This is a genomic window from Bartonella sp. AA81SXKL, assembly GCF_042196945.1.
In the GTDB taxonomy this organism is placed as follows: domain Bacteria; phylum Pseudomonadota; class Alphaproteobacteria; order Rhizobiales; family Rhizobiaceae; genus Bartonella.
This window is the reverse complement of sequence record NZ_JBHIRH010000002.1, coordinates 25,419-47,178: the sequence shown is the minus strand read 5'-3', so window position 1 is coordinate 47,178 and position 21,760 is coordinate 25,419. Positions and strand designations below refer to the sequence as shown.

General features: G+C 35.4%; 15 protein-coding genes. 9 read left to right on the top strand and 6 right to left on the bottom strand.

Annotation, left to right across the window (positions count from 1 at the left end):
- Window positions 1-165: 165 nt before the first annotated feature.
- Window positions 166-999: a peptidoglycan-binding protein gene (locus tag ACFINZ_RS01470; RefSeq protein ID WP_375636199.1), complete on the top strand. Its 834-nt coding sequence runs from the start codon at window positions 166-168 to the stop codon at window positions 997-999.
- Window positions 1,000-1,846: 847 nt separating this feature from the next.
- On the opposite strand, the gene ACFINZ_RS01465 is transcribed toward ACFINZ_RS01470, so the two are convergent.
- From ACFINZ_RS01465 to ACFINZ_RS01450, 4 genes are all read right to left on the bottom strand, one after another.
- Entirely contained in the window at window positions 1,847-2,044 is a 198-nt protein-coding gene (locus tag ACFINZ_RS01465) for a hypothetical protein (RefSeq protein ID WP_375683546.1), read from the bottom strand.
- A 718-nt stretch (window positions 2,045-2,762) separates the two neighbouring features.
- Complete coding sequence (gene ppdK, locus ACFINZ_RS01460) at window positions 2,763-5,429, bottom strand: pyruvate, phosphate dikinase (RefSeq protein WP_375684136.1); 2,667 nt, start codon at window positions 5,427-5,429, stop codon at window positions 2,763-2,765.
- Between the two features lie 172 nt (window positions 5,430-5,601).
- Window positions 5,602-6,258, bottom strand: a complete 657-nt coding sequence (locus ACFINZ_RS01455; RefSeq protein WP_375611143.1) for a DsbA family protein — start codon at window positions 6,256-6,258, stop codon at window positions 5,602-5,604.
- Window positions 6,259-6,340: 82 nt separating this feature from the next.
- Window positions 6,341-6,841 (bottom strand): DUF721 domain-containing protein, encoded by a 501-nt coding sequence (locus ACFINZ_RS01450; RefSeq protein WP_375684137.1) that lies wholly within the window; start codon window positions 6,839-6,841, stop codon window positions 6,341-6,343.
- Window positions 6,842-6,983: 142 nt separating this feature from the next.
- On the opposite strand from ACFINZ_RS01450, the gene mutY reads away from it, so the two are divergent.
- The gene (gene mutY / locus ACFINZ_RS01445) at window positions 6,984-8,042 is read left to right on the top strand and encodes an A/G-specific adenine glycosylase (RefSeq protein WP_375634248.1); all 1,059 of its coding nucleotides are present in this window, start codon (window positions 6,984-6,986) and stop codon (window positions 8,040-8,042) included.
- Between the two features lie 757 nt (window positions 8,043-8,799).
- Here mutY and ACFINZ_RS01440 read toward each other — a convergent pair.
- Complete coding sequence (locus ACFINZ_RS01440) at window positions 8,800-9,888, bottom strand: site-specific DNA-methyltransferase (RefSeq protein WP_375613050.1); 1,089 nt, start codon at window positions 9,886-9,888, stop codon at window positions 8,800-8,802.
- 371 nt (window positions 9,889-10,259) lie between these two features.
- Between ACFINZ_RS01440 and ACFINZ_RS01435 the strand changes: the two genes are divergently transcribed.
- The 7 genes from ACFINZ_RS01435 to ACFINZ_RS01405 all read left to right on the top strand — a co-directional run bounded on the left by ACFINZ_RS01435 (window position 10,260) and on the right by ACFINZ_RS01405 (window position 21,102).
- On the top strand, window positions 10,260-10,955 hold the full coding sequence (locus tag ACFINZ_RS01435) for an HAD family hydrolase (protein WP_375634246.1): 696 nt from the start codon (window positions 10,260-10,262) through the stop codon (window positions 10,953-10,955).
- 2,000 nt (window positions 10,956-12,955) lie between these two features.
- A complete protein-coding gene (locus ACFINZ_RS01430) occupies window positions 12,956-13,312 on the top strand; it encodes a hypothetical protein (protein ID WP_375684138.1) in 357 nt (118 codons plus the stop codon).
- Between the two features lie 178 nt (window positions 13,313-13,490).
- Window positions 13,491-13,853, top strand: a complete 363-nt coding sequence (locus ACFINZ_RS01425) for a hypothetical protein (protein ID WP_375634242.1) — start codon at window positions 13,491-13,493, stop codon at window positions 13,851-13,853.
- Window positions 13,854-14,062: 209 nt separating this feature from the next.
- Window positions 14,063-14,425: a hypothetical protein gene (locus tag ACFINZ_RS01420; RefSeq protein WP_375684139.1), complete on the top strand. Its 363-nt coding sequence runs from the start codon at window positions 14,063-14,065 to the stop codon at window positions 14,423-14,425.
- A gap of 637 nt (window positions 14,426-15,062) precedes the next feature.
- On the top strand, window positions 15,063-16,460 hold the full coding sequence (thrC, locus tag ACFINZ_RS01415) for a threonine synthase (RefSeq protein WP_375634239.1): 1,398 nt from the start codon (window positions 15,063-15,065) through the stop codon (window positions 16,458-16,460).
- An 83-nt stretch (window positions 16,461-16,543) separates the two neighbouring features.
- On the top strand, window positions 16,544-17,818 hold the full coding sequence (locus ACFINZ_RS01410; RefSeq protein WP_375618402.1) for a M16 family metallopeptidase: 1,275 nt from the start codon (window positions 16,544-16,546) through the stop codon (window positions 17,816-17,818).
- Window positions 17,819-18,216: 398 nt separating this feature from the next.
- A complete protein-coding gene (locus tag ACFINZ_RS01405) occupies window positions 18,217-21,102 on the top strand; it encodes an EAL domain-containing protein (RefSeq protein ID WP_375634284.1) in 2,886 nt (961 codons plus the stop codon).
- A 35-nt stretch (window positions 21,103-21,137) separates the two neighbouring features.
- Here ACFINZ_RS01405 and ACFINZ_RS01400 read toward each other — a convergent pair whose 3' ends face one another.
- Window positions 21,138-21,722, bottom strand: a complete 585-nt coding sequence (locus tag ACFINZ_RS01400) for a YqgE/AlgH family protein (RefSeq protein ID WP_375613019.1) — start codon at window positions 21,720-21,722, stop codon at window positions 21,138-21,140.
- Window positions 21,723-21,760: the final 38 nt, after the last annotated feature.

The following is a 21,760-nucleotide window of genomic DNA, read 5'->3' as shown; positions in this document are numbered from 1 at the left end:
ACTTATAAATTGATATAATGAAGCTGCTCATTCTAGGAGTTTGAAAGGAAAAATCAATAATGTCAATGCATTTCTCTCTGGCTGGAAGTAAGAACTGATTCATATTCGTTTCCTAATTTATATTTGTTTCTTTGTAAAAAATAAACGCAACTGAAAATAAAAGTAATGGCAACAAAACGAAAGACATACCGAAAAAAAACTGTAAAACACCGTAAATACTACAGTAGTATTGTTATAACACTTCTTCTTATAACTTTTCATTTTATTTTTTGGAGTGCAAAAACTCTTTATTTCTATACACGAAAAAATACTTTATTTTTTGTTGGATTTCTTCTTTTTAGCATTAGTTTTTTATTTATTTCATTTAATGCTTTATTTTCGCAAATGACAACGCATCAAAATATTTTAACTCAAATGAAATTTTCCTCTGTTCAAAGTATAGGTAAGAGCTCTACTTTATCGGAAAAAGAAGAAAAATCACAAGAACTCTCCCGTGTAGCTTCTGTACATTCTCAAAGTCATAACCACACAAATTCACCTTTACCCTCTCAATCAGCAAGCATGCTGGAAAAGCAAAAAGAACTAGCAAAATTAGGATTTTATGATGGTCCATTAGATGGACTGGAAGGACCTAAAACACGCCGAGCCATCACTTTATGGAAACAGCAAACTGCTCAGAGAATGCAAAAGAATGTTCTATCTAATCCCGCAGCAGATGAAATCGCGATATTAATTAAGCAAAGCGAAATAGAAACAAACAATACAAAAAATATGACACACTTAAAAGAAGCTATTTTAGAGCCTTCTGTTGAAGATATTATACAAGTGCAAAAAGCTTTACATATTTTTGGGAATGAGGAGGTTATTGTCACAGGAATAGAAGATCAAAAGACGATAGAAGCCTTAAAACAGTTTCAAAAAATATTTGATCTTCCTGTAACAGGTAAAATTAATCACACAATTTTAATGAAAATGCGTGAAATTGGTTTATTAAATTGAAGCTAATCATAATAATCTCTTAATTTATAATGATAATTCATCTTTCGTTTGTTTAATGCTCCCCTCAAACATTCCTTCATCTCAAGCCCTCTTATATTCAATCAATCAGAATGGTTTTCTTACACATTACATATTGAGCCGTATAATTTGCTTCAAAAAAACCACAACCGATTGCAGAAAAAAGAATATTGCAAAATAGCAAACGCGCTTGTTCTAGCATTTTTATTGCCTCTGATGATAAAAGGACACGAAATTTTTGTAGTATCACGTAAACCTTTCATATTATCGAACCACGAATTGTCCATATATTATCGTCAATTTGATCTTTATAAATATGATGCAAAGAATTTGTGCAAACACCTGTAAGGATAAGTAGACATAAAGCTAGTTGTGTTATGGTTGTTGTTTTGCAAAGTGTCTGATAAAAAACCGGCACTTCTCTCTAATCTACTGCTGGAAAGTTATGTGTTTTATGACATTGTCTTCTTAAGAGAGCGTGTGCGTTTAGTATTGCCTATAAATCAACATCCAAACCTAACGCAGCAGTATGTTTGAAACAAATGTTAAGACAGTTTAGTACTTCTCTCAGCTGTTATAGCTTTTGTATGCCAAATGGAAGCAAGAATATTGCGCATCTCTGTTTGTATAATCTCTTAAAACAGGAAAACAGCCTAATTTGGGAAGAATATGAAAATTTAAGGTAAAAACCAGTTTTCATCTTTGCCATTTCCTTTTAATTCAGCTTTACGCCTTTCAAAGACATCTAAAGCAATATCTTTAAAATAACGGAGATTACCTATTGCCTCATGCTCTTATTTATCACATGTCTTTTTAGTCTCACTCCCCCTCACCTAAAACAAAATGTCCCAAACGGAATATACTTGGATTGCCATTCACGGGCTTTCTTAAAAAACATCTCTAAAGCACCCAAAACCACTTCGCAACAACGCCCGTGAATAATAATAGCAGCCCCCCCCACAACAACTGCGCGACAGCGCACATCATCTTTACGCTTGTGAAGAAGCAAGCCGGCACCATTACACACTGTACCTACCTTCAATTTGTGATAGCTCTCACTTGAGATGATTCATAAGAGGCATATCCTTGCTTTATTTTTTTATCCACAGACGCTCATCCCGCCTGTAACATACAAAAAACATGGTTTTGATTGATTCATTATAAAAGAAGTCGAAATAAGAAGATCTTATGATATTTACAGCTTTCATTCAATATGAGAAATAAAAAATTATCTTTATAAATCAATAGATTGTGTAACTTTGATATTCCTTTATAAATGTAAAGATGGGAGTGCATAATGGAGTTTATAAATTTTGGGAAGATTTTTATAAACTTACGGGGAGTTTTACATAATCCCCATTCCACGAATATCAATGTGAAATGGAGCATCCACTGAGAAATGTCTATCTCAAACAGCATGATGTGCAAAAAAAATGCATTTGTTTGGAGCATTCTATTTTACGTGAGGAGCTCATTCCCCTATAAAAAAGCAAACGCATAAATTGACTGCACAATAACACGTTTCTCTCTATCAAGAGGTTCGCCAATAGAAAGTAGTATTAATAATACATCTTTGTCTATCCTGCTTTATATTTTCTCTCATAAACCTCTAAAAAAAACACTTTCTCGCGTAACACAACTTATCGTGCATTTTAGAAGCATTTTTATTCCCTTTATTAAAGAAAATAAAAGAATATATAAAAATTTATTTCAGTAATAACGATACAACAAAAAATATTAACCCATTACATCCTTTTTGCTATTGCAGCCTGAGCTGCTGCTAAACGAGCAATTGGCACTCGAAAAGGAGAACACGAAACATAATCTAGGTTATTTTCTTCGCATAAAGCAATAGAGGCAGGATCGCCTCCATGTTCACCGCAAATTCCCAATTTTATTTTTGCACGCTTTGAGCGTCCACGCTGTGCAGCAATGGTAATAAGTTCCCCTACTCCATCACGGTCAATAGACACAAAAGGATCTTGCTCTAAAAGACCTTTTTGAAAATAGGTTGCCAAAAAAGGAGCTGCATCATCACGGGAAATCCCAAAAGTAGTTTGTGTCAAATCGTTTGTTCCAAATGAAAAAAATTCAGCAGTTTCAGCAATTTCATCTGCTCGAAGTGCCGCTCTTGGAAGTTCAATCATCGTCCCAACCATATATTGAATAGTGCTTCCCTTTTCTTTCATCACTTCCTCAGCAACCTGATCAATACGCGCTTTCACAAAATCGAGTTCAGATTTAAGCGCAACCAGTGGCACCATAATTTCAAGCATAACAGGAGATCCAGATTTTTGGGCAGCTTCTGCTGCTGCTTCAAAAATCGCCCGCGCTTGCATTTCTGCAATTTCAGGATAAGTAATAGCTAAACGGCATCCTCGTAATCCAAGCATAGGATTAAATTCGTGCAACTGCTGAGTGCGTTCAGCAAGCACTTCAGCAGAAACCCCCATAGCTGTTGCAACATCAAGAATTTCTGCTTTCGTTTTAGGCAAAAATTCATGTAATGGTGGATCTAGCAAGCGGATAGTAACAGGTAAACCACACATAATTTCAAATAATTCACTAAAATCTGAACGCTGCATTGGCAAAAGCTTATCTAGTGCTTTACGACGACCACTTTCATCATGACTTAAAATCATTTCACGCATGGCAACGATACGTTCATCAGAAAAAAACATATGCTCCGTACGGCAAAGACCTATACCTTCAGCCCCAAAAGATCGCCCCATACGGGCATCAGATGGTGTATCAGCATTAGCGCGAACTCTTATACGTCGCATCCCATCAGCCCATTCCATTAATTTTGCAAAGTCTCCGCAAAGCTGAGGCTGCAACATTGCAACTTTCCCTTTGAAAATTTCTCCACTTCCACCATCAATTGTGATAACATCACCTTTTTTTAGGCTTTCTCCTGAGGCAAACAACGTATTTGTGTTATAATCAATCCGCACACTGCCAGCACCAGAAATACATGGTTTTCCCATCCCCCGCGCAACAACAGCAGCGTGACTTGTCATACCGCCACGCGTTGTTAAAATTCCTTCTGCAGCATGCATACCATGAATATCTTCTGGGCTTGTTTCTACCCGGACCAAAATAACTTTGCGACCTTCCGCCGACACAGTTTCTGCCTCTTCTGAAGTAAAAACAATTTCACCAGTTGCGGCTCCAGGAGAAGCAGGTAAACCACGTCCTATAACAAAACGTTCTGCTTTGGGATCAAGTGTTGGATGCAAAAGTTGGTCAAGCGACTTTGCATCAATACGCATCACAGCCTCTTCACGGTTTATTAACCCCTCCTCAACCATTTCAATTGCCATCTTGAGAGCCGCACGAGCCGTGCGTTTTCCTGAACGAGTCTGAAGCATCCATAATTTACCTTTTTCAATGGTAAATTCGAGATCTTGCATATCCCGATAATGCTGCTCAAGATTCTGCGCAATCTGACATAATTTCAAAAAAGCCTCAGGCATAATTTTTTCTAACGACGGTCTATTTGAACCAGAAACAATACGCGCATTTTCTGTAATATTTTGAGGCGTTCGAATGCCCGCCACAACATCTTCCCCTTGCGCATTAACTAAAAACTCACCATAAAGTTCTTTTTTCCCTGTCGATGGATTGCGTGTAAAAGCAACGCCCGTTGCCGAATCTTCTCCCATGTTACCAAAAACCATAGCTTGCACATTAACTGCCGTTCCCCAACTTTCAGGAATGCTATGTAAACGGCGATAAGTAACTGCACGTGCTGTCATCCAACTTGAAAAAACGGCTCCAATCGCCCCCCATAACTGTTGTTCAGGATCTTGTGGAAAAGGGGTTCCTAATTTTTCTTCAACATAGGCTTTATAAGAAATAATAACATTCTTCCAATCATCTGCTGTCATTTCTGTATCAATAGTGTAACCATTGCATGCTTTTACTTCATCAAGAATCTCTTCAAAATACGAATGGTCTAGCCCCAAAACAACGTTAGAATACATTTGGATAAAACGCCGATAACTATCATAAGCAAAACGTTCATTATTGGCTTGTAAAGCAATTGCTTTTACAGTTTTATCATTCATGCCAAGGTTCAGCACTGTATCCATCATCCCTGGCATAGAAGCCCTAGCCCCTGAACGAACAGACAGCAAAAGTGGTCTTTGTTCATTCCCAAATTCACGTCCTGTTTGTTCAGCAACGTATCTTAGTGCTTGCTTAACAGATTCCTGTAGCTCTTCTGGATATGATTTGTCATGGGCATAATAAAAATTACAAACTTCTGTTGTCAGCGTAAATCCGGGTGGTACGGGCAAACCAAGATTACTCATTTCTGCCAAATTAGCCCCTTTACCTCCGAGAAGGTTACGCTCACTTGCACTTCCTTCTGCCTTTCCATCTCCAAAACTATAAACCCATTTTTTCACTGTACAAATCCTCCCATATCAGCTTCAAAACATCATTCAACCCAGGCTCACTTAAAAGCAATGATTTGATTCAAAATTGGCTCAACGATATCGCTTCATAAATGCATAATATTAATCCTTCCAAAAGAGATAATGACCAAAAATCACTATCCATCTTCTGGAAGATTAAGATTCAGTTTTTTAGAAAACTATCAATCACCGAAAAAAATTCTTCTACTTTCATGGCACCTTCATATTTACTACCATTAATAAAGAAAGTAGGTGTTGCTGTGACACCAAGCTCTTTACCGCGTTCAAAAGATGCATTTACTTCATCTAAAATGGACTGATTTTTCAAACACGCAGTAAAACTTTCATCTGTAAAACCAGCCATTAAGCCAATTTTCTTCAATGGTGTTAGAGCATTTTTTCCGAAAGCCCATTCATTTTGTTTTTGAAATAAAACTTCTATCAAAGGAAAATAGCGATCTTCCGGTGCACACCGTGCCAACATAAAACCTGCTGTTGCCCGAGGATCAAAAGCATATTCTCGGAAAATAAGTTTTACTTTTCCTGTTTTGATATATTTTTTACGAATTTGGGGAAGTATATCATTATAAAAATGCGCACAATGGGTACATGTCAACGAAGCATACTCAACAATGACGACTGGTGCATCCGCCTCTCCCTCAAAGCGATCCTTTACTTTACCCGATTGAAGAAGCTCTGCCATATCAACAGTTGCCACTGATTTGGGATCACGCGCTAAAGCAACTGTTACACTGTTTTGTACAATCGTTATGAAGAGAAAAATTATCCCGAAAGATAAAAAAGAACGATATTTTACCATAAATAATACTTTTCTGTTGTTATTAACGAATAGGAATCCAATGCTTTCTCATATATTAAAGAAAAATATATAAAATATCTTTCTATTTATTATTTTTTTCCAAAAAAATGCAACAGCCAAGTTGATAAAGTGCTTGGTGCAAACTTTTATCTTCAATTCCTTCAAGCATTTTTTCCACGCATTTTTTGTCTTGTTCACTCAAAGGCGGTTTTAGAGGCAAGTGATTCATAAAAACCGACATACTCCTTTGCTCAATCTTGATGCGATCAATAGCAATATAGCCAAAAAATCCGTTAATTCTATGAAGTAATTCCTCTGTTTCATGCATCAATTTTAACGCAGCAAATCCTTCACATGCGACAAAAAGTGTTGCTGGCTGAAAAACTTCATCTTGATCTGCACGACGTTTCCAAATAATTTTAAGCGGCATTGTATGTTCACTGATATCATAGCCCGCAATTTGTGGCCAATGTTCTATAAGCGCTACATTAAGCCCTGTCCGTTTGCGTAAAACTGGATCAAGTATTTTGTATACCGTCTCAGAAAGAGAATAAAAGATACGTTTTTTAAGTTGTTTTCTCATTTTTAGATCATTGTTCAACCGCTTACTAAATTAAAATCATTTGTTTCATCTAAAAATTGTTGCCTCCTCAATTTATGAAATATCAACAAAATAAATAATTTTTTCTTTTGCATTTTATATCTCCCTATGCTTGAAAGCAATCATGTATGAAATTTCTTCGCACCTCCTTGCTTGGTACGATCAAAATCACAGACATCTTCCGTGGCGGATTACCCCAGAAAAGCAAAAACAAGGTATCCGTCCTGATCCTTATCAAGTTTGGCTTTCTGAAATCATGCTTCAACAAACAACCGTTGAAACAGTTAAGCCTTATTTTAAAAAGTTTCTAAAACTATGGCCTGATCTTTCCTCTTTAGCAAAAGCCTCACAAGATGATATCATGAAAGCATGGGCTGGACTTGGTTATTATTCACGCGCACGTAATCTTAAAAAATGTGCGCGACAGCTTGTTGAAAACTACGCGGGACAATTTCCACAATCTGTAAAAGAATTGCGAACTCTAGCCGGTATTGGAGATTATACTGCCGCAGCCATTGCTGCGATTGCTTTTAACCACCCTGTAGCAGTGGTTGATGGTAATGTCGAACGTGTGGTAGCGCGACTTTTTGCTATCACTTCAATATTGCAAAAAGCAAAAGTTGAAATTAAAGAAAAAACACAAAAAATTACTGCTTTAAATCGTCCTGGTGACTTTGCTCAAGCAATGATGGATTTGGGAGCAACAATTTGTACTCCACGCAAACCATCTTGTTATACCTGCCCTCTTCAATGTTTATGCAAAGCAGAAAAGATGCAACAAACGGAGTCTTTTCCAGTTAAAGCCCCTAAAAAAGAACGCCCTTCAAAAACAGGTATTGCTTTTGTGGTCCTTAATAAAAAGAAACAAATTTATTTGGAAAAACGACAGACGCAAAAGCTCCTTGGTGGAATGACCCAAATTCCTAACAATATTGGCATAAACAACGAAAATGGGCTCCAAAATGCACCCTTTACTGCCAATTGGCAATTCAAAGGACAAATTACGCATGTTTTTACTCACTTTTCTCTAAAACTCGATGTTTACTATACTGAGAATGTTCATGAAATGAATTATGAAAATGGTTGGTGGTGTAACATTCAACATCTTGCCGAAGAAGCACTACCTACTGTTATGAAAAAAGCCATTTCCGTAGCACTTCCCAATTCTTTCAGATTTAAATAACCTTCCCTATTCATAAAAATGTTTTCTAATGGAGACTTTTGTATCTCTAGCGATCATTTATTAATCTGTAAAAGAAAAATTTTAAAAAATGAAATAACCAATTTTTTCTACAGACAAAAATTAAGGAGGGATAGAAACGCTTAGAAGCTTTAGATTTAAATTTCAGGATCTATCCTTTTTTGCTTATGAAGGAGCAAGTCAGCACCATCATTATATTTACCAGCCTCCTACAACAACCCTTGGCACTTGAAACGGTTCATAAAAGGTACTTTTTAATTCTTTCTTTAATAATTTTATTCACACGCCACCCCCGCTTATGACATGCAAGCAAGTAAATTTTATTGATTCAATATGAAACAGGTCTGAAATAAGAAAATTTGACGATATTCGGGGAGGACGTCAATATGAATAACGCTAAATTAGCTTGATAAACCAATACATCTTACGCACTTTACAGATGTACGTATTCAAAAACGCACTTAATTTTGAACTTCTGAATGAACCTTTTAATTCTGATATTTCATTTTTATAAGCTTATATTGAAATTTTACTGTTTTGGAACTAAAATCAGAACATAGAGTGAAAATTTCTCATTTTAATTTCTTCTAAAAGAAGCATAAAAATACTCGCTTGCCGCTTATAAGCGGATTAGTGTTTTAATAAAAAACATCTAAGAAAGGCAAAAACACCCTCCCGTCCATCTCAATCAAGATCAGGTACATTGATGATCACTCTAGAATGAAGCGATCAGCTTAGTTCATAAAACACCCGTTTTTAACATTTGTGAACGTATGATCATTCTTAAATGATCTATGGACTTCAACCGTCCATTTTCCTCATAATACCAAAAGGTCCAACCATTACAACTCTGCGAATCTTGAGCCTTTCTTCCCATTGCGTGAATTGAGCCCGCTTCACCACCATGCATAATCGTACCATCAGCTCTTACAATAGCAGATACTTGCTTCTTACGATCATACAGAACTTCTCCAGGATAGAGTAAACCTGCTTCAAGCAAACTGTTGAATGCTACGCGTGGTTCTGCTTTTTTTCTATCCAAAATCGCTAGTTCTGGTTGCGCTAAAGGTTGAACCGCTGCAATTCTCTCACATGCTGCATCGATGTAATCTTGCTCGCGTTCAATCCCAACAAAATCACGCCCTAAAAGCTTGGCAACAGCACCTGTTGTTCCCGAACCAAAAAACGGATCGAGAATAACATCTCCAGGTTTACTAGAAGCCATAATAATACGCGCTAATAACGCTTGCGGTTTTTGTGTTGGATGTAATTTACGCCCTGAATCATCCTTTAAACGTTCAGCTCCAGTGCAGAGAGGGAAAAGCCAATCTGAACGCATTTGTAGATCTTCATTTGCCGCTTTTAAGGCATCATAATTAAATGTGTACTTTTTATCTTTTTGATCTCGCACAGCCCAAATAAGCGTCTCATGAGCATTTTGAAAACGGCGCCCTCGAAAATTAGGCATCGGATTATTCTTGCGCCAAATAATATCATTAAGCATCCAAAAACCTAAATCTTGTAATGCCGTCCCAACTCGAAAAATATTATGGTAAGATCCGATAACCCAAAGTGTTCCGTTGGGTTTTAATACACGACGACAAGCAAGCAACCATGCACGAGTAAAAGCATCATAAGCAGCAAAACTCTCAAACTGATCCCATGCATCATCAACCGCATCAACAAGCGAATGATCTGGACGATATAAAGCTCCGTCCAATTGCAAATTATAGGGTGGATCCGCAAAAATCATATCAACGGAATGTTTTGGAAGTTTTTCTAGAACGGAAACACAATCTCCTTTAAAAATTTTATTGCGCCATGGCATCTGTGAGGGAGTACGAAGAAAATCTTTTTGAAGCTGAATAACTGTCATGAAAAACCCAACAAAATTAACTGAATTTGCCCTATAATCAACCAAAATAGTTTATAGGCCCGCATTACCAATCCATATTTACAAAATAGCGTAAACGTATCGTTAAAGTTCTACAAAATTGATAATTGTTTTTGTTTTTTTAAGTAAAAAAACTTTCATATGAATGAAACCTTATTTTTCTTTTTTTCAATGTACTGTTCCCATATCTTTTATTTCGTAAAAGAATTAAGAATCATTTTCAAAGCGTATTTTTATGAAATAAGATCCTCTCAATATCGTTTTCATGAAAGTTGTCCATCTCGTAACATGTAAAGGAATATCTTATGCCTCAGATAGATCTTATTATTTTTGATTGTGACGGAGTTCTCGTCGACTCTGAATATCTTGCAGCAAAAATTGGATCTCAATTGCTCAAACAAACAGGATATGAAATATCACCCGAAGAATTGAGTGAGCGTTTTGCAGGGCTTATTTTTCGCGATATTCTTAAACACGTTGAACAGGAAACAGAAAAACCAATTTCCGCTCATCTCATAGATCAGATGACTAATATTTTTCGTACACAAATAAAAACTAAATTACGGGCTATTGATGATGTAAGAGAAGCCATAGAAATTATTCAAACACGCTATCCCTACTGTATCTGCTCTAATGCAAAAAGCGTAGATATAAAAGAGATGCTCACCACGGTTGATCTCTATGACCTTTTTGAAGGTAAAATATTTTCAGCACCTGAAGTTGGAACAAAAAGAACGAAACCGGCCCCTGATGTTTTCCTTTTTGCCGCACAACAATTACAGGCAGAGCCCCAAAACACTATCGTTATAGAAGATTCCCTTCATGGTGTACACGCAGCCACAGCAGCAGGCATGCGTGTCATCGGCTTTACGGGAGGATCACATAGCTATCTTGGCCACTCTAATGCACTTGCAGAAGCTGGTGCAGAAACAGTTATCGCAAAACATGCTCATTTAGGAGAAGTCTTAGAAGCAATGGCAGTATGGAGGGATCTATTATAAAAAATCTCTTGAATATATTAGTTTGTAAACTCTTATGTAAGAAGCATTTTTACTCAAATGCCCTTCTCTTCTCGTTGCTTCTTTTATAATAACTTCAATAAATGCGTAATTCACGATACGGGTGAATTGCATTTCAATGTGAAGGAAAAAATATAGCACCTCGTTGAGCAATCAATAAGTCAGTTAACCATTGCACGCGCTTTAAAAAAGCAAACAACAGGGAGGAAAACTCATAAAAATCAAACCCTGCTTATCTATCTCAAATCCGATATCTCACTCCCAACCTCAGCAGCCCATCCTGATAAGTTATTATATTTTTCAAAAAAGGAATATGACGATGCCCTGCTCGATAAGATGTGAAAATTGCTAGCCTCTTCCATCTGATCAAAAAAATCACACACTATGGTAAAATTTTAGAGTATGTGCGTATTGGTCATGGAAAGCATATTAAAATTCGCGGAATCTATGGAATACAAGAGTTTATTGAAAACAACAAAAGCGTCCTTGTTGAGTTAGAAGAACTTATATTTACTCAATCCAAATCTCATAAACTTGTTGAAGGCTTATTTACTTTGCTGCTTAAACAGTATTTTAACAGCTTCAATCGGTACAACCTCCCTAAGATTACAAAAAACAAAAAGAATACATTCTTATAAAGATTTGCATTTTATAAAAAACATTTCATACCAAGTAATTTACAGACAATATATTGATTTATAATCATAATTTATCATTATTCAAATTAAGCAAAAAAAACGAATATTGTAAGATTCTCTCATTTCAAATCTGGATATGCTGAATTAAATAAATAAAGAAATAAAAATGCCTTTTAATGAATCATCTCAAAAGGCAAAAATTATAGCAACATTAGGAGCGAGAAAAGTGTATGGCAATGCCATCTTTCTTCTTTATAAACGTCAAAAATTCTGATGCCCTAAGAATTTTATATTATGGGGGCTTTATCATCATATCTATCATTGCAAAATAGGCTTGAGTACCTTGAGAACGGTTTCTTTAAAAAAGCACATAAATATGAAACATATAATCATGTTAAACAAGCTACAGAGATACCAATAGTTGCTTAAAATTTTCCGAAAGCACTTAATAGCCTTTTTAAATAAGCAATGAAATCAGATCTTTTCAAAAGTAATCCACTTTCTAAAAATAAAAGCGGCTTTTCAGTTTGGAAAAAAGAAAGTGTTGAAAATATTATCTAATGCTGATCTTTCGGCACTCATAAATATGTCTAAATTATATTCTTCTATACACCGCCTTCCATCATAGTAATATGCTGTTCACATTGGCGAGAAAAAGATAATATCATTTATCTCTATCCAATTCGAGCTCTACTTTATACTATGAGAAAATTGTACATTTTTTAGTATCTATAACATATTATTATCTATAAGATAAATGTATATATTTAATAGTAAATTAAGAATTATTATTCTGCTATCACGATGCAATTAAATAACCATTGAATAATAACTTAAATAATATCTATATAACACACATTATACAATAATGACTATCTATAATAAATACTATAAATAATAAAATTTTATCGTGTCCTTTCATATTTTAATTGTTAATAATATTTTTATAACTACATCATAATTTTCATGTTTTCTATTACACTATTGATAATAAATAAATTTTTATATATTTAATATGTAAAAATTTTGATCACTTTTATTATCTATAAATGTATTTAAAAAATATATTAATATCGTTTTATAAAAATTATACGATAACCATATGTTGTTTTATATATAACACATAATAAAATATTGTATAAAGTTTTTAAAAAATATAATTTGTAATTATTACTGTTACTTTTTTACAATAACGTTTATAAAAATTATAGTTATATTTTTATATGTATTTTTATTATTGACTAAAAATACATATTGAACTATATGGCTTGTATATAGTGTGATATACATAAACATTATGTATATTTATTACATATATAACTTAAAAATATTTGAGGTAAATTTATGGTAAAAATATTTAAAAATTATATTTTAAGCATTTTTATAGCGAGCACTTTTTTTATTTCACAAACTGTAAATGTTAATGCAAACTATTTGAAAAACGATACTCCAAAAGAGGAACTTTCTGTTTTCCCAATGGAACAAGTAAAATATGCGAAATCCGATGTAGTTTCTACGACTGCTTTCTATGCTCCGTCTGTAAATTATCAAACAGAACATGGAACAACAGGTGAAGGAAAATTTGAAAAGGTCGTTGGGCCTATGACTATAGGAATGGGACTATTGTACGCTGGATATGCACTGAGTTTTATAGGATCAATAATAAGTTGGATAAAGGACATAGTATTGATGTTCAAATAATTCAACCTCGTCTATAACTCTAGAATAATAGCTTCATTATGAGTCAATAATTAATTGTAAATAATTACATAATGAAGCTTATTTTTCCATGAAATATAAATTTCGTAGATTACATCCAAATATCCAAAGTATAAATTTACGCATATATATTGAATATTATAAATATTTGAGGTAAATTATGATTAAATTATTTAAAAATCATATATTAAGTATTTTCATTATGTCTGCCTTTTCTCTTTCTCAGGTTGTAAATGTGCATGCAAACTCTTTACAAAATAGTACTCATCGTGAGAATATTTTTGTTTCTGCAATAGAGCAGAAAAGAAAGGATGTAGTCCATACTGTTTCTCTCTATAGACCTAGTCTAAATCGTGGAGTGGGTAATGAAGCTACTATTGAAGGAAAATTTGAAAAGGTTGTTGAACCTCTTACACTCGGGGCTTTTGGTATGGGGATGGCACTTGGATATGCATCAAGTACGATAGGCATGTTTTTAGGATGGATAATAAGTAAAATAATATTGTATTTTAAATCTCGTTAAAATTGAAATTTCATCAGAATAAGACCTTCTCATATGAAATATAAACTATGAACATATTCTGTGTTTATCCATTGTTGATGACAAAAACTAATGAATTACCACACTAAGAGTGAAAAAAGCTTTAAATGCTTCTGTTTCTCTCAATGTGCACTAATTCTGCCGATGCATCTATTCAATTCAGATTAAAATAAAAGTATTGGTGGTAAACTATGATTAAAGTATTGAAAACTTACGTATTAAATATTTTTATAGCAGTTGCTTTTTTACTTTCACAAGTTATAAATGTTCATGCCAATCATTTGAAAAATGATACTCAATGGGAAACTGTCTCTCTAATAGAACAAGGAAAGAAAAAAGCTATCGATATAGCTGCTCTTTATGTCCCAAGTTTCACTCATAGAGCAAAAAGTGAATCTGCCTTTGAAGGAAAATTTGAGAAAGTATTTGAACCCATTACGCTAGGAGTTTTTTCTACAATGGGAGCTTTGGGTTTTGGATTTTTAACCGGATCTGTTATGGCCATATTTAGTGCGATAATCGGATGGGCAATAGGAAAAATTAAAGGCAAATAATTCAAAGATACTTAGTTATTTTTTTCTATTTAAAATGAAAATACTTTACAGCCTGCTTCCCATCATTTAGCAGGCTGTTGTATGTTTTCTATGGATAAACTTTAGGTTACCATACTGTATAGCACAAATATAATATCTATTATTATACAAAGTGATAAATTAAGCTAAAAAAGATTATTCAAAGTATAGATTTGCGCACGAAATGCCATAAATTTACCTTATAAATCTTCCAATGTGAGTTCTGAGGTGTATCATTTTAACATTCAGTTCAGCAGATTTAATTGTTACAAAGTATTAAGAGCATAAAATAACTATAAATGATTGAGTTTTATACAAAAGTTCTTCAGTAAATGCCATTCTATCTATTTAATTGTATTATTTAAGAAGGTGTACAAATGAAGATACGTTGTAAAATTTAAGTGAATGAATAATAGAGAGAAAATTTTCGACTGTAAAAGATTTTCTGTGAACATTTGGCGTTTATATCTCAAAAATAAAAATGCTTAAGGCTATTTCCTTTCATTATTGAGTTAAAAAGAAGAAAAGAAGCTCTATCCATTTAATAATTTAAATATTATGAAAAACGTGAAATAAATAACTTCACCAATTTGCCAGAAATAAAAAAAGGATAAGACTTATGGAATATATCAGCACGAGAGGTGAAGCTCCTGCTTTAAGCTTTACGGAAACAATCATGACAGGGTTGGCGAGTGATGGTGGGCTTTATCTTCCAGATAAATTTCCGCAATTATCATTTGATGCGTTACGAGCACTTCGTGGTCAGTCCTATACAACAATTGCTAAAACTATTCTGTGGCCCTTTGTGAATAACGAAATCGAATATACAGCTTTTGAAAATATGATCGCTGAATCTTATGCAACCTTTCACCATCCAGCAATCTGTCCGTTACGACAAACTGGAGCAGATGAATTTATCCTTGAACTCTTTCATGGTCCTACTTTAGCTTTTAAAGATGTAGCAATGCAGTTTCTTTCTCGACTGATGGATTATGTTTTGACTAAAAAAAATAGATGTGCAACGATTATTGCTGCAACATCAGGTGATACAGGAGGAGCTGCGATACAAGCTTTTGCTGGAAAAGAACACTCAGATATTTTTATTTTATTTCCTAAAGGACGTGTATCACCTGTTCAACAACGGCAAATGACAACCAATCAATGTTCCAATGTTCATCCCATTGCCATTGAAGGAAATTTTGATGATTGCCAAGCTCTTGTCAAAGCAATGTTTAATGATCATAATTTTCGTAAAAAAACAGCGCTTTCAGGTGTTAATTCTATAAATTGGGCGCGTATCATGGCGCAAATTGTTTACTATTTTTCATCTGCACTTTCTTTAGGAGCACCTGATAGAGCTGTTTCATTCACTGTTCCTACTGGAAATTTTGGTGATATTTTTGCAGGTTATGTCGCAGCCCGTATGGGATTACCCATTGCTCAACTGGTCATCGCAACGAATGATAACGACATCCTTGTACGTACATTGACCAGTGGTACTTACGAAACAAAACCAATAGTCCATACAACATCACCTTCTATGGATATTCAGGTCTCTTCTAATTTTGAACGTTTGCTCTTTGAAAGTGGCAATCGTGATCCAATGTGGATTCGCAATGCAATGGAAAACTTGAAAAAAACGGGTCTCTTTACTCTTGATGAAAAGCAACTCAAAAATATTCGTTCCCTATTTTCCGCTGGGAAAAGCAACATGGCTGCAACAGCTCAAAAAATTGATAGTGTCTATAAGGAAAGTGGCTATCTTGTTGATCCACATACAGCGGTCGCTCTTCAAGTAGCGCGTGAAAACAAAAAACCGCATATTCCAATGATCGTTCTTGCCACGGCTCATCCAGCTAAATTTCCTGATACTATTAAAAGCGCTTGTGGCCTTCATGCTCCATGGCCATCTCATCTCAATGATGTAATGAAACACGAAGAACATTTTATAAATCTTGCTAATGATGAAAAAATAGTAAAAGATTATATTTCTTTAAAATCGCGTGCATCTTATTAAAGTTAGCTGCATTAATTTAAATCAAGAAGATTCTGATACCCTTACAATGAGGTATTTAGCTTATTTAATGGAGTTGTAAATACATGGATGTAGATATCTGTCGCCTAAATAATGGTTTGACTATCGCCACACATACAATGCAACAAATTGATAGTGTTGCCCTCGGAATATGGGTTAAAGTGGGCTCACGCAATGAAACCTCCACACAGCATGGTATTGCTCATCTTCTTGAGCATATGGCTTTTAAAGGAACCGAAAACCGTACTGCTTTTCAAATTGCAACCGATATTGAAGATGTTGGCGGTGAAATCAATGCTACAACCAGTATTGAAACAACAGCTTACTTTGCACGTGTACTTAAAAGCGATATCCCACTTGCTATAGACATTTTAGCCGATATTTTAATGCATTCAAAATTTGACGACGATGAACTAGAACGAGAAAAACAAGTAATCTTTCAGGAAATTGGTGCTGCCCATGACACTCCTGATGATATTGTTTTTGATCACTTTACAGAAACAGCCTTTCGTCATCAATCCCTTGGACGCTCTATTTTAGGAACAGCTAAAACTATTCAATCATTTACATCTACTGATCTCCATGATTTCATCAATAAACAATATAGTGCAGATCGTATGATTGTCGTTGCTGCAGGAGCTGTAAAGCACGAAAGTTTCTTGCGAGAAGTTGAAAGTCGTCTTGGTACTTTTCGCTCCCATTCAACCGCACCTCTTACTAATCTTGCAAATTATGTCGGTGGCGACTTTCGTGAATATCGCGATTTAATGGATACACAAGTTGTTCTAGGGTTTGAAGGGCGTGCTTATCACGCGCGTGATTTTTATGCGGCCCAAATTCTTTCAATCATTCTTGGTGGTGGTATGTCTTCACGTCTTTTTCAAGAGGTAAGAGAGAAACGTGGATTATGCTATTCTATTTATGCTTTTCATTGGGGATTTTCAGATACTGGGCTTTTTGGTGTTCACGCAGCTACCGGACAAGAAGGGCTCAAAGAACTTATTCCTGTGATTCTTGATGAACTTTCCAAGGTCAGCAAAAATATTCACGCCAACGAACTGCAACGAGCACAAACGCAATATCGTGCAAATCTGACAATGTCACAAGAAAATCCCTCTAGTCAAGCACATCTCATTGCTCGCCAAATACTCCTTTATGGTCGACCAATTCCAATATCGGAAACAATTGAACGCCTCAATCTCATCACTCCTAAAAGATTAACTGATTTAGCACATCGTCTTTTTACAAACTCCACTCCAACACTAACTGCTGTCGGACCTGTAGGCCCCCTCATAAATTTTGATGATTTAACGTCAACTCTTTCATACAAGCTAAAGTAAAAACTTCTTTTTAAAGCAGCATCACAATAACGTCACATATTTTATCATAAAATTTACCACAAAAGCTCTCCTCATTAAATAAGTTTTGGAAATATTGGGCAAAGAGGTGTACAAAACTACCCAATTCATACTTCATGTGATAAAGATTCTAATAAGTGAAGGTATATCCGTGAAATCTGAAAATTCATGGTTTAACTTTGCCCTTTTAAAATATAAAACTTCATTCGCTTCAGGTTCCATTGAAGCAAATGGGTGTGTGGTCTATTTGTATATAAAATCACATAACTTAAGAAAAAGTGATAACAATTTATTATGTAAATAAATTATAAAAGGTGGACGTTTTTTCTCAAAAGTCGAAATGAAAATTAAACATCCTAAAATATTGAGAGTGGGACATTGTGAAGAGTTTGCGTAAAATAATTGACATCATTTTCATTGTAGTCGTTAGTTCTCTTGTCCATCTTACATCAGCACAAGCAATTGAACCAGTTAAAATTTCTTCTCAAGATGCTGCTCTTGATCTCTCAAAAGCAATTGAAATTCACCATACAAACAACTCTATTTTTCAAACAAGTACAGCACCAGGACCAGATGGTATTGTATGGCGTATTGAAGTGCAGGCAAAAAATGAAAAATTTTCCGGAAATTGGGCAGTTTTTTCTCTTGCAAATCCAACAGATGAACAAGTTGATCGTCTCATCGTTGCCCCCCATTACCGCATGGCACGTTCTGGATTTTTTTGGCCAGACCTTGGATCATCAAGGATTCAATCCATAACGCCAAGCGAAGGTTTTTCCCTCGATCGTCAACTTAGTGCAAACTCTGATATCTTTCGTATTACCCTTAACCCTGGTGCTGTTATTACATTTGTGGCCGAACTTAACTCTGCAAATCTACCGCAAATCTATTTATGGCAACCTGAAGCTTATAAAGATGCAATTAATTCTTATACGCTTTATCATGGTATTCTTCTTGGGATATCAGGTCTCTTAGCGCTTTTGTTAACTGTTCTCTTCGTCGTCCGTGGAACAGGGCTGTTTCCTGCAACAGCGGCAGTTGCTTGGGCAGTGCTTTTTTATATTGGTATTGACTTCAACTTTTTAAATAAATTCTTTGCAGTTACACTCACAACCCAACCAATCTGGCGTGCTGGTACAGAAGTAGCACTTACTGCTACACTCTTCATTTTTCTTTTTACCTATCTCAGCCTTAACCGCTGGCATTATCATTTTAGTTACGGTGCTATCGCTTGGACCATTGCGTTTTGCAGTCTAGGAGCCTTTGCTATTTATGATCCCATCAGAGCAGCTGGAATTGCGCGTTTGTCTTTTGGCCTTACCGCTGTGCTTGGTATAATATTAATCATCTATTTCTCAATCAGAAGCTATGACCGCGCCATTATGCTTATTCCAACATGGTTGCTCGTTAGCTTTTGGTGCGTTGGAGCCTATGCCTGCATAGCTGGACATTTAAACAATGATATTATCCAGCCAGCATTAGCGGGGGGATTAGTGCTCATTGTTCTTCTCATAAGCTTTACTGTCCTGCAACAAACTTTTTCTAATGACGCTTTCCATGAAGGAATATTTTCCGACCTTGAACAACAAGTACTCGCAGCAAAGGGAGCTGGAAATATTATTTGGGATTGGAATATTGAGCGTGACCGTATTGTTGTACATCCAAACATGGCAACCCTTTTTGGTACTGAAATTCATAACCTCAATGGACCTATGCGCAACTGGATTTCAGCCTTGCACCATGATGATCGTGAACGCTTTCAAGCCGTATTGGATATCATTCTTAAAAATAAAAAAGGGCGCATTGATCAAATTTTTCGGCTTTCTTCCGGTGGTGGTTATTATCATTGGTTTTCTCTTCGTGCACGTCCGGCTATGCAAAAAGATGGAAAAATCACACGTGTTATTGGAACCATTGTCAATATTACTAACCATAAAAAATCCGAAGAACGCTTATTGCATGATGCAATCCACGACAGCTTAACTGGACTTCCTAACCAACAAATTTTCTTTGATAGACTACAAAATTATACCTCTTTAGCGAAAGCAAATATCAAAATTAGACCGACTGTCTTTATGATTGATTTTGACAATTTTCGCCAAATTAATCGCAAATTAGGCATAGCAGTTGGGGATACTGTACTGCTTATAATCGCACGTCGTTTAAATCGTCTCATTAACTTTCAAGACACCTTATCGCGTCTTTCAGCAGACCGCTTTGCAATTATTTTACTCAGTGAAACCGAACCACAAAAAATTGCAGCATTTGCAGATCATTTGCACAAAACAATTTCAGCACCTATTTCACTTTCAGAAAATAAAATAATCCTTTCAACCTCTATCGGATTGGTTACATGGAGTGAAAGCCGATCGACGGCTAAAGATATTTTTAATGATAGTGAGTTAGCGATGATTCGCGCAAAACAAATGGGTGGGAACCATATTGAACCTTTTCGTCCTAATTTTCGCACTTTGGGTCTCGAACATAATACTCTGGAGAAAGATGTTCATTATGCCATAAAACGTAATGAGATGAAAATCCTCTACCATCCTATTCTTAATTTATCAGACGGACATATTATTGGTTTTGAAACAATTGTAGAATGGCATCATCCCACTTATGGAAATTTAAATGTCTCTGATTTCATAAAAATCGTAGAAAATGAACAAATTGTTATGGATTTGTCACAATTTATCATCGATAATGCCATTATTGATCTTATAAATGTACAAGAAAAGTTTTCCCAACAATCTTTCTTTATTTCAATTAATTTACCAAGCGCAGAAATGATTCATCCTCGTTTTATCAGTCAATTGCGTGCCGCTTTGCTTCGCCATCCGCTCCACAAAGGGCGTCTGATGATTGAAATATCTGAATTTGTCTTAAGAAATAATCCTGAACAATCAGCGCACTTTCTTGAACAAATTAAAACACTTGGAATGAATCTCGCACTCGATAATTTTGGAACAGGTTATTCGTCTCTGACCTATCTCGTACGTTATCCATTTGATATGGTTAAACTTGATCATTCACTTATCTCAATCGACTCTCTTAAGAAGAAAATTGTTCTAAAGTCTATCATTAATATGGCAACAGATCTTAATTTGCAAATTATCGCAGAAGGTGTTGAAAATGAAAAAGAAGCAATCTTCCTCCGTCAAGAAGGCTGTAAATATGTTCAAAGTACACTTGTGACAAAACCGATTGCCATAGAAGAATTAATTACGCTCGTTCAGAGCCATTTCCCTTATAAAATAAAAACATAAGGGATAAAATAAAGTTAAAAAGCTTAGAAAAAACTCTACGCGTGTCCCATTTCAGAAGCAAGATAAGTTGGATCGATACCCATGCGTGTTAAACTTTTATCATATTTGCAGCTTAAATCGCTTTCAAAAAGAAAACTAGGTGATGTAGAACTGATTAGCCACCCATTTGTAGAAATTTCTGCCTCAAGTTGCCCCGCTTTCCATCCAGCATAGCCTAATGCGACCAGTGCATGTTGCGGACCTTGTTCGCAACTGATCGCTTTTAATATATCAATTGTCGCAGTAAAACAGATCTTATCTGCAATAAAAACAGTTTCTTCACAAGCATAATCATCTGAATGAAGAACAAAACCACGCGAAGGATCAACAGGACCACCATAGCGAACTGGAAACTGTTTTATTGGTTCAGAAAGACTTTTTTTTTGGCCACTGTCTATGATTCCTAAGTGAAGCAAAAGCTCCGGAAAATCAATATGATGCAATTGATTGAGAATGATGCCCATCGCACCGGCATCAGAATGCGCACAAATATAAATAACAGAACGAATAAAGCGTTTGTCATTCATCCCAGGCATTGCTATGAGTAATTGTCCACCTAAAAAGCCATTACACCGCTTCATTAATCTGTTATTCTCCATAATTTACATGATAAAAGTTT

What these genes read in the sequence shown, in the direction of transcription:
- thrC (WP_375634239.1), top strand. Translation starts at nt 15,063, where the DNA reads ATGGAATATATCAGCACGAGAGGTGAAGCTCCTGCTTTAAGCTTTACG.
- ACFINZ_RS01440 (WP_375613050.1), bottom strand. Translation starts at nt 9,888, where the DNA reads ATGCCATGGCGCAATAAAATTTTTAAAGGAGATTGTGTTTCCGTTCTA.
- ACFINZ_RS01430 (WP_375684138.1), top strand. Translation starts at nt 12,956, where the DNA reads ATGGTAAAAATATTTAAAAATTATATTTTAAGCATTTTTATAGCGAGC.
- mutY (WP_375634248.1), top strand. Translation starts at nt 6,984, where the DNA reads ATGTATGAAATTTCTTCGCACCTCCTTGCTTGGTACGATCAAAATCAC.
- ACFINZ_RS01455 (WP_375611143.1), bottom strand. Translation starts at nt 6,258, where the DNA reads ATGGTAAAATATCGTTCTTTTTTATCTTTCGGGATAATTTTTCTCTTC.
- ACFINZ_RS01420 (WP_375684139.1), top strand. Translation starts at nt 14,063, where the DNA reads ATGATTAAAGTATTGAAAACTTACGTATTAAATATTTTTATAGCAGTT.
- ACFINZ_RS01400 (WP_375613019.1), bottom strand. Translation starts at nt 21,722, where the DNA reads ATGAAGCGGTGTAATGGCTTTTTAGGTGGACAATTACTCATAGCAATG.
- ACFINZ_RS01435 (WP_375634246.1), top strand. Translation starts at nt 10,260, where the DNA reads ATGCCTCAGATAGATCTTATTATTTTTGATTGTGACGGAGTTCTCGTC.
- ACFINZ_RS01450 (WP_375684137.1), bottom strand. Translation starts at nt 6,841, where the DNA reads ATGAGAAAACAACTTAAAAAACGTATCTTTTATTCTCTTTCTGAGACG.
- ACFINZ_RS01425 (WP_375634242.1), top strand. Translation starts at nt 13,491, where the DNA reads ATGATTAAATTATTTAAAAATCATATATTAAGTATTTTCATTATGTCT.
- ACFINZ_RS01470 (WP_375636199.1), top strand. Translation starts at nt 166, where the DNA reads ATGGCAACAAAACGAAAGACATACCGAAAAAAAACTGTAAAACACCGT.
- ACFINZ_RS01410 (WP_375618402.1), top strand. Translation starts at nt 16,544, where the DNA reads ATGGATGTAGATATCTGTCGCCTAAATAATGGTTTGACTATCGCCACA.